The following is a 12,941-nucleotide window of genomic DNA, read 5'->3' on the forward strand; positions in this document are numbered from 1 at the left end:
CGGTTCGGTACCCTTGGGAGCGCAGCACACACCGCCTGGAGCTCAACTGGAGCGGCCGGCGCCGCCGCGCCGGCCTCTCCTGTTGAGCGGGCGACGAGAATCGAACTCGCGTCATCAGTTTGGAAGACTGAGGCTCTACCATTGAGCTACGCCCGCGTGGTCCGCGCGACCGCCGATGTGCGATCCCGTCAACCGAGGCGTTAGCCTACTGCCCGCCCGCAGGCCGACCAAACCGGCTCCGTCCTGTGGGCGGTGATGACGGGGTATGGCGCAGCTTGGTAGCGCGTCCGCTTTGGGAGCGGAAGGCCGCCGGTTCGAATCCGGCTACCCCGACAGCTAGCATGATCTGTTAGTGCGGCGGATGACGTATGTCGCCGCAGCGATGACGGGCTCCGTGTGGCGGAGCCGAACCACCACCATTTTGGAGTCCCTGCAGTGAAGAGTGCCGTCGAGAAGTTGGGTCCGACCCGCGTCAAGCTGACCGTGGAGGTTCCCTACGAGGAACTGAAGCCGAGCGTCGACGAGGCGTACAAGGCGATCGGCGCGCAGATCCAGGTGCCGGGCTTCCGCAAGGGCAAGGTGCCGGCCCGCATCATCGACCAGCGCATCGGCCGTCCGGCGGTGCTGCAGGAGGCGATCAACGAGGCGCTGCCGGGCTTCTACAGCCAGGCGCTGATCGAGAACGAGCTGCGTCCGATGGGCCAGCCGGAGGTCGAGGTCACCGAGGTGCCCGTCGACGAGCAGCAGCCGCTGAAGTTCGACGCCGAGGTGGACACGGCGCCGGAGTTCGAGCTGCCCGACTTCTCCCAGATCACCGTCGAGGTCGACCCGCTGTCGATCACGGACGAGGACGTCGACAAGGAGTTCGAGGCGCTGCGCGAGCGCTTCGGCACGCTGGCCGGTGTCGACCGCGCGGCTGCCGACGGCGACTCGGTCACCATCGACCTGAAGGCCACCATCGGCGACGAGGACATCGACGATGTCTCCGGCATCAACTACCTGATCGGCTCGGGCAACATGCTCGAGGGCCTGGACGAGGCGCTGACCGGGCTGTCGGCCGGCGACAGCAAGACCTTCACCGCGCCGTTGGCCGGCGGGGAGCACGAGGGCGAGGACGCCGAGGTGACCGTCACGGTGCAGGCGGTCAAGGAGCGTCAGCTGCCCGAGCTGGACGACGACTTCGCGCAGATGGCCTCCGAGCACGACACGATCGAGGAGATGCGCGCCGAGGTCTCCGAGCAGGTCGAGCGCGCCAAGCGGTTCGAGCAGGGTGTGCAGGCGCGTGACAAGGCGCTGGACCACCTGCTGGAGACCCTGGACCTGCCGCTGCCGGAGAAGGTCATCGAGGACGAGGTGCACCAGCACCTGGAGAACGAGGACCGCCTCGAGGACGACGAGCACCGTGCGGAGGTCGACGAGTCGACCCGCAAGGCGCTGAAGACCCAGCTGATCCTGGACAAGCTGGTCGAACGCGACGAGGTGCAGGTCGGCCAGGAAGAGCTCATCGAGTACATCGTCATGTCGGCCTCGCAGTACGGCATGGACCCCAACCAGTTCGCGCAGGCGCTGGACCAGCAGGGCCAGGTGCCGGCCATCATGGGTGAGGTCGCCCGCCGCAAGGCGCTGGCATCCGTCCTGGACGAGATCACGGTCGTCGACACCGACGGCAACACCGTCGACCTCAGCGAGCTCGACGACGAGGACGAGGACGAGGCAGTCGACGCCGCCGACGAGGCCGCCGCCGACTCGGACGAGGCGAAGTCCGACGAGGCGAAGTCCGACGAGCCGGAGAAGGACGAGGCGGAGAAGGACGACGCCACCGTCTGAGCCACCTCGGCCACTCGGCGCACGCCGACCCTGGACACCCTGGGACCCCTCCCACGCTGCACGCGTGGGAGGGGTTCCGTCATACGGCCTCCTCCGGCGGGTCGACAATTCCGCCGTGGGCGAACATCGCCCGGACCGGGGAGTGAGTTGGGTGCCGCGGGCGTTAGGGTCCAGTGAGATCACACAGCACCACGATTGTCACGACGACGTGTCGCGACCTACGACCAATGCGACCAACGATGGAGACGCGGTGAGCAACGCACAGGAGGTGTCCATGGCCACCGAAGGACAGATGGGCCTGGACGATCAGATCTACAACCGGCTGCTCAAGGAACGGATCATCTTCCTCGGCTCCGACGTCCGCGACGACAACGCCAACGCGATCTGCGCGCAGTTGTTGCTCCTCGCGGCCGAGGACCCCGAGAAGGACATCTGGCTCTACATCAACAGCCCCGGCGGTTCGATCTCGGCGGGTATGGCGATCTTCGACACCATGAACTGGATCCCCAACGACGTCGCCACCGTCGCGATGGGTATGGCGGCCAGCATGGGGCAGTTCCTGCTGTCGGCGGGCACCCGCGGCACGCGCTCCGCGACGCCGCACGCCCGGGTGATGATGCACCAGCCGTCCGGCGGCATCGGTGGCACGGCCTCGGACATCAAGATCCAGGCCGAGCAGCTGGTCTTCATCAAGAAGCAGATGGCGGAGCTGATCGCCGAGCACACCGGCCAGACGGTGGAGCAGATCGAGAAGGACTCCGACCGCGACCGCTGGTTCTCCGCACAGGAAGCCCTCGAATACGGTTTCGTCGACCACGTCTTCGAGCGGTCCACCGACGCACCGAGCCGGAGCAACTCATGACCAACAGCATGGGAGCACAGATGAATTCGCCGTATGCCGGGGTGAGTGCCCCGCAGCCGAGCAGCCGCTACATCCTGCCGCAGTTCGAGGAGCGCACCTCCTACGGCATGAAGCGCTCGGACCCCTACAACAAGCTCTTCGAGGACCGGATCATCTTCCTCGGCGTGCAGGTCGACGACGCGTCGGCGGACGACATCATCGCCCAGCTGATCGTGCTGGAGAGCCAGGACCCCGACCGGGACATCCTGATGTACATCAACTCGCCGGGCGGCTCGTTCACCGCGCTGACCGCGATCTACGACACCATGCAGTACATCCAGCCGGACGTGCAGACGTTCGTCATCGGCCAGGCCGCGTCGGCCGCCGCGGTGCTGCTGGGTGCCGGTGCGCCGGGTAAGCGGTTCGCGCTGCCCAACGCCCGCATCCTGATCCACCAGCCGGCGATGGAGGGTGCCGGCGGCACGGCCTCGGACCTGGAGATCACCGCCAACGAGGTGTTCCGGATGCGCGAGTGGCTGGAGCACACCTGGGCCAAGCACACCGGCCGCACGCCCGAGCAGGTCAAGCAGGACATCGAGCGCGACAAGATCCTGACCGCCGAGGAGGCCAAGGAGTACGGCCTCATCGACCAGGTGTTGAGCAGCCGCAAGGCGTCGGCGCAGTAGACGGCGCGGCAGGGGCGGCGAGCGGGCGAACTTCCGCGGCCCGGCCGCGGGCCTGCAAAATGTCACATGACGGCTCTCTCGGTGAGCGACGGTGTCTTCGCGCCGTCACTCGCCGAGGGAGCCGTCATTCGCGTCCGGAAGCGTGTGCGACGAAGGGATTGCGCTGTCAGCGGACAGACGTGACTTGATGCGCGACACCGGGTTTCAATGGAACCTGCGACGGCCCGTGCGCGGTAGCGTCGGCCGGACACGGCGCACCACCGATCCGCATCCGCGCGACGGATGCCGGGTAGGACGCCCGCACGACATACAGGCACGACACGCAAGCACGACACACGACTGGAGGGCACGTGGCACGCATCGGAGAAGGCGGCGACCTGCTGAAGTGCTCTTTCTGCGGCAAGAGCCAGAAGCAGGTCAAGAAGCTCATCGCCGGGCCGGGTGTCTACATCTGCGACGAGTGCATCGACCTGTGCAACGAGATCATCGAGGAGGAGCTCGCCGAGACCTCCGAGCTCGGCCTCGAGCAGTTGCCCAAGCCTCGGGAGATCTTCGACTTCCTCGAGCAGTACGTCATCGGGCAGGACGCCGCCAAGCGAGCCCTGTCGGTGGCGGTCTACAACCACTACAAGCGCATCCAGGCGGCCGACCAGCCGGCGGCGACCAAGAAAGACGGCCCGCCGGTCGAGATCGCCAAGTCCAACATCCTGCTGATCGGCCCGACCGGGTGCGGCAAGACCTACCTGGCGCAGACGCTGGCCCGGATGCTCAACGTGCCGTTCGCGATCGCCGACGCGACCGCACTCACCGAGGCGGGGTATGTCGGTGAGGACGTCGAAAACATCCTGCTGAAGCTGATCCAGGCCGCCGACTTCGACGTCAAGAAGGCCGAGACCGGCATCATCTACATCGACGAGATCGACAAGGTGGCCCGCAAGAGCGAGAACCCGTCGATCACCCGCGACGTGTCCGGTGAGGGCGTGCAGCAGGCGCTGCTGAAGATCCTGGAGGGCACCACCGCGAGCGTGCCGCCGCAGGGGGGCCGCAAGCACCCCCACCAGGAGTTCATCCAGATCGACACGACCAACGTGTTGTTCATCGTGGGCGGCGCCTTCGCCGGCCTGGAGAAGATCATCGAGGGACGCACCGGCCGGCAGGGCCTGGGCTTCGGCTCCGACCTGAAGTCGGCCAAGGACCCGATGACCAGCTTCTCCGACGTGCTGCCGGAGGACCTGATGAAGTTCGGGCTGATCCCGGAGTTCATCGGCCGCCTGCCGGTCATCACCACCGTGGAGCCGCTCGACCGCGGGGGCTTGGTGTCGATCCTGACCGAGCCGCGCAATGCGCTGGTGAAGCAGTACGAGAAGATGTTCGACATCGACAACGTCGAGCTGGAGTTCACCACCGACGCCGTCGAGGCCGTCGCCGAGCAGGCGATGCTGCGGGGCACCGGCGCGCGCGGCCTGCGGGCCATCCTCGAGGAGGTGTTGCTGCCGGTGATGTTCGATGTCCCGAGCGACGACGACATCGCCCGGGTCGTGGTCACCCGGGAAGTGGTGCTCGACAACGTCAACCCGACGATCGTGCGCCGCGACGCCACGCCGACCCGCAAGCGCACCCAGCGCAAGGAATCCGCCTGACGCTCAACGCGACGCGCATCCCGACGCCCGGCCCGGTCCTTGACCGGAGCCGGGCGTTTCGCTGTCCCGGTGGACGGTGAAGCGGACCGCTCGCGAGAGGTCGATGGATGTTGTGAACGCCCGATCTCGCGACATCCGTTGACCGCTCGGCAGCTGACGACGCATCCCGCCCGCTATTTCGGCGCGGCGCCTCGCGTTGTAGCACCCGAATCGCCAGTGAGCCGGATCAGCACCAGGACCGCGACGATCAGCCCGCCCAGTGCGAACGCCGCACCGTAGGGCAGGCTCCGGTCGTTCGTGGGTGCGATCGTCAGCGCCACGACCGCCACCGCGGTCGTGGCGAGGCCGACCGTGATCGTGCGGGCGAGCCACACCGACACGATGGTCCGGTCGATCGGCGCCTGGTCCGGCCCGCTGGCCACCAGTGCAATCGTCACGTGCGCCACGAGCACCAGCCATGCCGCCGGGATCACCCACCACGAGTCGGCCGCCATACCGCTCGTGAGCCACTGCAGGGCCATCGCGACGAGCAGCAGCAGGCCGGCGAAACTGTCGCTGTCGGCCAGCACGACGACGCCCGCGAGCAGGGTCGCGGCCAGGCCGTACCACGACATGCTGCCGACGACATCAGTCACGGCCAGCAGCGCCAGTGCCGCCAGCAGGGCGGTGGCGATGGCAATGGCCCGGTCGCGGTGCAGCTGGACGATGCGCTCCATGCGGGGCAGGAAGTTCATCGGCGCACCACCCGTGGCCGTGGCCGGGCCGACAGGCGGCCCAGCACCGGGTCCAGGCTGCCCGGCCCGCGCCACCGGGTGACGGGCACGCCGAGCCGTTCGATGGCACGGATCTCGCGCTCGCGCTCCAGCAGCCGCAGCCGGGTGGCGACGGCCAGTCCGGCGTCGTCCTGCGGGATGTCACCGGGGAAGCAGTCGATGACGACGACCGTCATACCGCGCTGGGCGAGCTTCGCGGCCAGCGCCAGCGGCATCTGGCTCAGCAGCGGGCTGATCAGCAGCAGCACCGCGCCGGCGCGGAACGGGGTGCGGACGGCAGTGGTGTGGAAGCCGGTGCCGATCCCGCGTTCGATGCCGGCGAGGCAATCGATGATCCGGCGGCGGTGCAGCGCACCCATGCCGACCGGGACACGGACGGGTCGCATCCCGCCGACCGCCTCCAGGCCCACTCGGTCGCCACGGCCGAGGAAGTATGTCGCGAGCCCTGCCGACGCGCGCACGCCCAGGTCGAGGGAGCTGGCGGAGTCCGCCTCCGGATCTGCGGTGCTGAAGTCGGCGGACGCGTCGAGCACGATCAGCACTTCGCTGTCCTGCTCGGCGAAGGACGTGCGCACGTGCAGTCGACCGGTGCGTGCGGACACCGGCCAGTGGATGCGCCGGAGCCGGTCGCCGACCTGGAACTGCCGGATGTCGGCGAACTCGGTGCCCTCGGCCTTGGTGTTGCTGCGGTTGAGCCCGATCAGGCCCTGCGGGTGCGGCAGCCCACGGGTGGCATCGAAGGCGGCGGTGTCGGGCAGCGTGCTGACGACCGGACCGGGGAGGCGCACGGTGCCGTAGCGGTAACCGCCCCACGCCCCCAACACGGCGATGCGGGTGCTGAGGAGCTGGTGGGTGCCCCACCGGTCCGGCCGCCAGCGCAGCGTCGACACAGCGTGGCCGGACTCGAGCGGCCCGCAGACGGCACCGGACGCCGGAGTCGTGGTGAGGCCGCGCCGGTCGGCGACATACGCCGCGAACTGCTCGGCACCGTCGGCCTCATCGATCCGTAGCGTCCACGCCTCGGTGCTGCCTTCGACCGGCGAGGTGGTCGAGACCGTGCCGCGGATCTGCGGTCTGCCGCCCGGCCGGGTCGCCAGCGTCCACACGGTGATCACGGCGAGTGGCGTCCCGAGAACGAGCAGGTCCGGCCGACCGAAGCCGACCGCCGCGCCCAGCAGCACGGCCCCGACCAGCGCAGCGCGCAGGAAGGCCGGGGTGATGCGCCACCCCGGATCCGTCTGCGGCGAGAAGGTGCGGTTCGCCACCGGCGTTCAGCCCTTCGCCGTCGCCGGCGCAGGCACGCTGCCGAGCAGTCCGCGGACCACGGACGACGCGGTGACGCCACTCATCCAGAGTTCGGGCTTGATGGTCACCCGATGCGAGAGCACGGCCAGCGCCACGGCTTTGACGTCCTCCGGGGTGACGAAGTCACGGCCCCGGACGACCGCGAGCGCGCGGCCGACGAGCAGGAGCGCGAGCGAGCCACGGGGTGACGCCCCGATCAGCACCTGCGTGTGGTCGCGGGTGGCGGCGGCGAGACGTACGCAGTAGTCGACCACGGACTCCTCGACCTGCAGCCGTTCGACCGCGGACTGCATGCCGAGCAGCCCGGCGGCGTCGGTGACCGGCTCCAGGGAGATGTCCTCCTGCTGTCGTTGCAGCCGCCGCCGCAACACGTCGGTCTCTTCCTCCGCGGTCGGATAGCCGAAGCTGACCCGGGCGAGAAAGCGATCCAACTGGGCTTCGGGCAGCGGGTAGGTGCCCTCGTACTCCACGGGATTCGCCGTCGCGATGACGTGGAAGGGGTGCGGCAGCCGGAAGGTCTGCCCCTCGACGGTGACCTGACGCTCCTGCATGGCCTCCAGCAGGGCCGCCTGGGTCTTGGGTGGCGTCCGGTTGATCTCGTCGGCCAGCAGCAGCCCGGTGAACAGCGGGCCGTGGCGGAACTCGAAGGTCGCGTTGCGCTGGTCGAAGATGAACGACCCGGTCAGGTCCGCCGGCAGCAGATCGGGGGTGAACTGCGCACGGGCGAAGTCCAGTCCCAGCGTCTGCGCCAGCGAGCGGGCGGCGAGTGTCTTGCCGAGACCGGGGTTGTCCTCCAGTAGCACGTGGCCACCGGCGAGCACGGTCGCCAGCACCAGTTCGAGGGCGTGGCGCTTGCCGACGACGGCCCGGTCGACGCTGTCGAGGATCTGCTCAGCGCGCTCGGTGGTCTCGGCGATGGTCGGTATGACGGTGGTGTGCTCGGTCACAGTGCCTCGATGCGGTTGATGATGTCGTTCACGGTCTGTCTACTGACCGGTGGTGCCGGTCGGGCCGAGAGGTATTCGGCCAGTCGCGGGTCGGCGTGGGCCAGCAACGCGGCGTCGTCGGGGACCTGCGCGGCGCCGCCCTCCGCGGCACGCAGCCGCAACCGGTCCAGCGCCAAATCCCGCAGGATGCCCTGCAGTCCGGTCGCGCTCGCGTTGGCGCCGGAGTCCTTCGGCACCGACGCATCTTCGATCTGCCGGCGCAAGTAGCTGATCCTGGAGTCCGAACCGGTGCGCATCCGGCGGCCCATCGGGTCGCCCTCCCACTCGGCCGGATCCCAGTCGAGCCGGCGTTCTGCGGCCCACCAGCAGACCGCGAACAGCAGCCCGGCAGCGGCGAGCAGTCCGATCGGCCGGGGTCGCAGCTGCAGCCAGGAGGCGAAGACCCACGTCGCCAGCCAGCAGGCGAGCAGGGTCGCGAAACGCTTCACCCACGTGCGCCGGAGGCTTGCGCCGGAGTCCGGTTCGCGCGTCGTCATACTCGCTCCTGCGTGGCGGGCAGCGAGCTGCGCAGGGTCCGTAGGGCGTCCAGCGCGGCGGTGCGGTGCTCCTCGGTCAGCGGATGCGCCGAGAAACGCGCCTCCCGGTAGAGCGCACCCAATGTGCGCAGCGACGTGCGGTCGACGTCCAGGGCGTTCAAAACCCGGATCGTCAGCTCGGCGGACGTCTCGCTGGGCCGGCGCTCGACGCCGACGGCGGCGACGGACTGCTCCAGGTCGACCCAGCAGGCGACGACGGCGTTGGATGGGGCACCGTCCAGCAGCAGGCCCTCCTGGCGCCGGGCCGCCTCGGCCACCGCATCGAGCACGGCGTCGCCGACGTCCGGCAGCGGACCCTGCAGCCGGGTGCGGCGGCGGTCCCGGAACCGTCGGATCGCGGCCACGACGATGGCGGCCAGCAGCCAGAGCAGACCCAGCAGCAGCAGGCCCAGCACGATGTCCAGCAGGATCGTCCCGAGCGCATTCGCCGCGTGCGAGTTGGCGGGTTGCGCGGACGTCGACTGGCTGCTCCGACTCGCGCCGGGCGGCGTCGGTGGTGTGAACCTGCCGTACCGGATATGGATGTTCGGATCGCGGTCGGGCGCGTGCAGGATCGGTGGGCTCTTGGCCGTGGTGACGACGATGAGCACCATGAGCGCCAGAGCCGTCGCCGCGCCGACGAGCAGCATGCGGCGATCCGGCCGCCGTGGCGGCGTGTCCTCCCCAGAACTCACCGCTCCAACGTAGGACGGGACCGGCGCGTGCGTGGCAGAACGCGACGGTTTCGTGACGAGGAACTCGCTACCGTCGTTACTTTCTCGCCGTGGACGGGCGTATGCCGCCAGGACGTCGCTACTGTCGTTACTTTCTCGCCGTGGATGGGCGTATGCCGCGAGGACGTCGCTACTGTCGTCACTTCGTGCGCGGTGGCGGCGGCACGAGCTGCACGTCCCGGACCTCGAGCGCGTCGGCGGCGGCATACTCCAGCGAACCGGTCAGCTTGCCGGCCGCGCGCAGGTCGGCCTCGGAGGCCCGCACCAGCTCCTGCAGCTGCGCGGGAGCGGCAAGGGTCAGCGTCGTCACCTCCGCGCGCATGCCGAGCTTCGCGTCCGACTTCGCCTTGCGGATGCCGGCCAGTGCCTCGCCGACGACCTGCAGCGCCGTCGGGTCGCCGGTCGCGGGGCCGCACTCCTCAGGTGTCGGCCACGCCGTACGGTGCACGGAGCCCGCGTGCCACCAGGACCACACTTCCTCGGTCGAGTAGGGCAGGAACGGTGCGAACAAACGCAATTGGACATCGAGCGCGATGCGCAGCGCAGCTCGGGCGCTCCCCGCCGGCGCGTCGCCCTGGCCGCCATACGCACGGTCCTTGATCAGCTCGATGTAGTCGTCGCAGAACGTCCAGAAGAACGCCTCGGTCAGTTCCAGACTGCGGGTGTAGTCCCACGCCTCGAAATGTGTGGTCGCCTGCCGGACCAGTTCGTGCAGCCCCGCGAGCATTGCCAGGTCGAGCGGGTCGGTCACCGCCGCCGCGAGGTCACCCTCGACCTCACCCATGCCGAGCGCGAACTTGCTGGCATTGAGCAGCTTCATGGCCAGCCGACGGCCGACCTTCATCTGGCTCTCGTCGTATGCCGCGTCCATGCCGAGGCGGCCCGAGGCGGCCCAGTAACGCACGGCGTCGGCACTGTGCTGGGTCAGCACGTCCTCGGGCGTGACGGCGTTGCCCTTGGACTTGGACATCTTCTTGCGGTCCGGGTCCAGGATCCAGCCGTTGATCGCCGCATCGCTCCACGGCACGCTGTCGTGCTCGAAGTGGCTGCGGACCACGGTCGCGAACAGCCAGGTGCGGATGATGTCGTGGCCCTGCGGGCGCATGTCCATCGGGAAGATCTTGGCGAAGAGGTCGGCGTCGTTGCGGCCACCGGCGTTGCTCGTCACCGGCCATCCCGACACGATCTGCGGGGACAGCGATGATGTCGCCCAGGTGTCCATGATGTCCGGGTCGCCGACGAATCCGCCTGGCATTCCGCGCTGTTCGGCGGTGTAACCCGGTGGCACGTCGGTGGCCGGGTCGATCGGCAGGGTCTCCGGCGCGGCCGGGATCGGGTGCTCGTGGTCGATCTCACCGTCGGCGTCGAGGGGATACCAGATCGGGAAGGGCACCCCGAAGAACCGCTGGCGGCTGATCAGCCAGTCGCCGTTCAGGCCGTCGACCCAGTTGGCGTAGCGGCTGCGCATGAAGGCCGGGTGGAAGTCGATCTGCTCACCGCGCGCGACCAGCGCCTTGCGCAGGTCGGCGTCCCGCCCGCCGTTGGTGAGGTACCACTGGCGGGAGGTCACGATCTCCAGTGGCTTGTCGCCCTTCTCGAAGAAGTTCGCCTTGCGCTGGGTCGGCTTCGGCTCACCGTCCAGGTCGCCGGACTCGCGCAGCGCGTCGACGATCGCGACCCGGGCGGAATGCACCGTCTTGGTGGCCATGCTCTCGGCATACAGCTGGGCGCCGGGGCCGCCGGCGATCCACGCCGCGGTCTCGCCCTGCAGCCGGCCGTTGCGGGTGATGATCGAGCGGGTGGGCAACTGCAGCTCGCGCCACCACGTCACGTCGGTGAGGTCACCGAAGGTGCAGCACATGGCGATGCCGGCGCCCTTGTCGGGCTCGGCGAGCCGGTGCGCGACCACGGGGATCTCCACGCCGAAGAGCGGCGACGTCACCGTGGAGCCGAAGAGCGACCGGTAGCGCTCGTCGTCCGGGTGCGCGATCAGCGCCACGCACGCGGGGATCAGTTCGGGACGGGTGGTCTCGATGTAGACGGGTCCGTCGCCGTGGTGGAAGGCGACCCGGTGGAAGGCGCCCGGGTAGTCACGAGCCTCCAGCTCGGCCTGGGCGACCGCGGACTGGAACGTCACGTCCCACAGGCCGGGCGCTTCCGCCTGATAGGCCTCGCCGCGCTCGAGGTTGTGCAGGAACGCCTCCTGTGCGACGGCTCGCGATCGGTCGTCGATGGTGCGGTAGGTCTGCGACCAGTCCACCGACACACCGAGCCGGCGGAAGAGCGACTCGAAGGCCACCTCGTCCTCGGTAGTCAGCTCCTCGCACAGCGGGATGAAGTTGGCGCGGCTGATCGGCACCTGGTCGGCCGCCTTGACCGACTTGCCCTCGGCACCGCGCAACGGCGGCGTGAAATCGGCGTCGTATGCCGCCGAGTGGTCGCCGCGCACGCCGTAGTAGTTCTGCACGCGCCGCTCGGTGGGCAGGCCGTTGTCGTCCCAGCCGAGCGGGTAGAACACCTCCTTGCCGCGCATCCGCTGGTAGCGCGCCACCACGTCGGTGTGGGTGTAACCGAACACGTGACCCACGTGCAGGCTGCCGCTCGCGGTCGGGGGAGGGGTGTCGATCGAGAACACCTGGTCCCGGGGCAGGGACAGCGCGCGCTCACGGTCGAACGTGTAGGTGTCCTGCTCCCGCCATACAGCCGCCCACTTGTCCTCCAAGCCGTCCACGGTCGGCTTATCGGGGATCTGGGGTGTGGCGTTGTCGGCGGCGTCAGTCATGCCGCTCATGATCCCATCCACCCGTCCGCGCTGCCCAATCGGTTTCGCCTCTACCGCCGGCGACTCTGACGGCCGGCTGCACGAGCGACGGTCGCATTCGGCCGTCACTCGTGCATGGGACCGTCAGAGTGCGGTCGGCGCGAGCCGCCACACGACGGGCAATCCCGCCGACCGTGGTGCCGGGCGATACCGTCGGGGTGAAATGTCCGATCGCCGGAACACTGTGGAGTGACCAAATGCCCGAGCCCATCGCGGTGCAGCCGTTCGTCGACACCTTCCCCCCGGATGCCGGCACGCGCGTCCCGGACGCCGACTTCATCACGTATGGCGAAGCGCAGCTGCCGTCCGCGCTGATCGAGCTGTGGCGGGCACACGGCCTCGGCTGGTATGGCGGAGGGCGTCTCGCGCTGGTCGACCCGGGCACCTGGATGCCGGTGCTGCAGACCTGGTTCGGTCCGTCCGTGACGAGCATCCCGTTCGCCATCACCAGCTTCGGGCACCTCTACCACTACGACCGCCCCGGCGGAAGCGATCGCATCCAGTGCCTGGACCCGCACTTCCAGCACAACGCGGTGGTCGCCGAGGACGCCACGTCATTCTTCCGCGAGCACCTCATCGGCTCCACGTCGCACCTGGCCGACCTGCGTGAGCTGCACAAGGCCGCCCGCGACGCCCAGGGTGAGCTGGGCCAGGACGAGATCTTCTACTTCGAGCCGATCCTCGCGCTGGGCGGCCAGGTCAACCTGGACAACCTGCAGAAGGGCAACGGCCCGGAGCACGTCACCGACATACATCGCCGACTGGCGCCGCGTCACCAGTAGCGCGATCCAC

11 protein-coding genes and 2 tRNA genes are annotated in these 12,941 nt (G+C 69.1%); 6 read left to right on the forward strand and 7 right to left on the reverse strand.

Features of this window, described 5'->3' with window-relative positions; genetic code table 11:
* Positions 1 to 85: 85 nt before the first annotated feature.
* A tRNA-Gly gene (locus tag ACTHL4_RS02910) sits at positions 86 to 156 on the reverse strand.
* Positions 157 to 259: 103 nt separating this feature from the next.
* On the opposite strand from ACTHL4_RS02910, the gene ACTHL4_RS02915 reads away from it, so the two are divergent.
* The 5 genes from ACTHL4_RS02915 (at position 260) to clpX (ending at position 4,994) form a co-directional block, all read left to right on the forward strand.
* Positions 260 to 333: transfer RNA gene (locus ACTHL4_RS02915), tRNA-Pro, on the forward strand.
* 102 nt (positions 334 to 435) lie between these two features.
* Positions 436 to 1,827, forward strand: coding sequence for a trigger factor (tig, locus tag ACTHL4_RS02920; RefSeq protein ID WP_440281236.1), 1,392 nt, complete (start codon positions 436 to 438; stop codon positions 1,825 to 1,827).
* A gap of 274 nt (positions 1,828 to 2,101) precedes the next feature.
* Positions 2,102 to 2,689, forward strand: coding sequence for an ATP-dependent Clp protease proteolytic subunit (locus ACTHL4_RS02925; protein WP_440281320.1), 588 nt, complete (start codon positions 2,102 to 2,104; stop codon positions 2,687 to 2,689).
* On the forward strand, positions 2,686 to 3,354 hold the full coding sequence (locus ACTHL4_RS02930) for an ATP-dependent Clp protease proteolytic subunit (RefSeq protein ID WP_440281237.1): 669 nt from the start codon (positions 2,686 to 2,688) through the stop codon (positions 3,352 to 3,354). The genes ACTHL4_RS02925 and ACTHL4_RS02930 overlap by 4 nt, the downstream gene beginning before the upstream one ends.
* A gap of 350 nt (positions 3,355 to 3,704) precedes the next feature.
* Positions 3,705 to 4,994, forward strand: coding sequence for an ATP-dependent Clp protease ATP-binding subunit ClpX (gene clpX / locus ACTHL4_RS02935; protein ID WP_440281238.1), 1,290 nt, complete (start codon positions 3,705 to 3,707; stop codon positions 4,992 to 4,994).
* A 173-nt stretch (positions 4,995 to 5,167) separates the two neighbouring features.
* Here clpX and ACTHL4_RS02940 read toward each other — a convergent pair whose 3' ends face one another.
* The 6 genes from ACTHL4_RS02940 to valS all read right to left on the reverse strand — a co-directional run bounded on the left by ACTHL4_RS02940 (position 5,168) and on the right by valS (position 12,110).
* The gene (locus ACTHL4_RS02940; RefSeq protein WP_440281239.1) at positions 5,168 to 5,728 is read right to left on the reverse strand and encodes a hypothetical protein; all 561 of its coding nucleotides are present in this window, start codon (positions 5,726 to 5,728) and stop codon (positions 5,168 to 5,170) included.
* On the reverse strand, positions 5,725 to 7,032 hold the full coding sequence (locus ACTHL4_RS02945; RefSeq protein ID WP_440281240.1) for a DUF58 domain-containing protein: 1,308 nt from the start codon (positions 7,030 to 7,032) through the stop codon (positions 5,725 to 5,727). Before ACTHL4_RS02945 ends, ACTHL4_RS02940 begins: the two co-directional genes overlap by 4 nt.
* 6 nt (positions 7,033 to 7,038) lie before the next feature.
* Positions 7,039 to 8,019, reverse strand: a complete 981-nt coding sequence (locus ACTHL4_RS02950) for an AAA family ATPase (RefSeq protein ID WP_440281241.1) — start codon at positions 8,017 to 8,019, stop codon at positions 7,039 to 7,041.
* Positions 8,016 to 8,555, reverse strand: a complete 540-nt coding sequence (locus ACTHL4_RS02955) for a hypothetical protein (protein WP_440281242.1) — start codon at positions 8,553 to 8,555, stop codon at positions 8,016 to 8,018. The genes ACTHL4_RS02950 and ACTHL4_RS02955 overlap by 4 nt, the downstream gene beginning before the upstream one ends.
* Entirely contained in the window at positions 8,552 to 9,289 is a 738-nt protein-coding gene (locus tag ACTHL4_RS02960; RefSeq protein WP_440281243.1) for a DUF4129 domain-containing protein, read from the reverse strand. Before ACTHL4_RS02960 ends, ACTHL4_RS02955 begins: the two co-directional genes overlap by 4 nt.
* Before the next feature lie 178 nt (positions 9,290 to 9,467).
* On the reverse strand, positions 9,468 to 12,110 hold the full coding sequence (gene valS, locus ACTHL4_RS02965; protein WP_440281321.1) for a valine--tRNA ligase: 2,643 nt from the start codon (positions 12,108 to 12,110) through the stop codon (positions 9,468 to 9,470).
* A 236-nt stretch (positions 12,111 to 12,346) separates the two neighbouring features.
* Between valS and ACTHL4_RS02970 the strand changes: the two genes are divergently transcribed.
* Positions 12,347 to 12,931: a T6SS immunity protein Tdi1 domain-containing protein gene (locus ACTHL4_RS02970; RefSeq protein ID WP_440281244.1), complete on the forward strand. Its 585-nt coding sequence runs from the start codon at positions 12,347 to 12,349 to the stop codon at positions 12,929 to 12,931.
* Positions 12,932 to 12,941: the final 10 nt, after the last annotated feature.

The organism is Flexivirga sp. (genome assembly GCF_051955415.1).
Classification (GTDB): Bacteria; Actinomycetota; Actinomycetes; order Actinomycetales; family Dermatophilaceae; genus Flexivirga.

Coding starts and splice junctions, on each gene's coding strand:
- ACTHL4_RS02925 (WP_440281320.1), top strand. CDS start 2,102: ATGGCCACCGAAGGACAGATGGGCCTGGACGATCAGATCTACAACCGG.
- ACTHL4_RS02930 (WP_440281237.1), top strand. CDS start 2,686: ATGACCAACAGCATGGGAGCACAGATGAATTCGCCGTATGCCGGGGTG.
- ACTHL4_RS02940 (WP_440281239.1), bottom strand. CDS start 5,728: ATGAACTTCCTGCCCCGCATGGAGCGCATCGTCCAGCTGCACCGCGAC.
- ACTHL4_RS02955 (WP_440281242.1), bottom strand. CDS start 8,555: ATGACGACGCGCGAACCGGACTCCGGCGCAAGCCTCCGGCGCACGTGG.
- valS (WP_440281321.1), bottom strand. CDS start 12,110: ATGACTGACGCCGCCGACAACGCCACACCCCAGATCCCCGATAAGCCG.
- ACTHL4_RS02970 (WP_440281244.1), top strand. CDS start 12,347: ATGCCCGAGCCCATCGCGGTGCAGCCGTTCGTCGACACCTTCCCCCCG.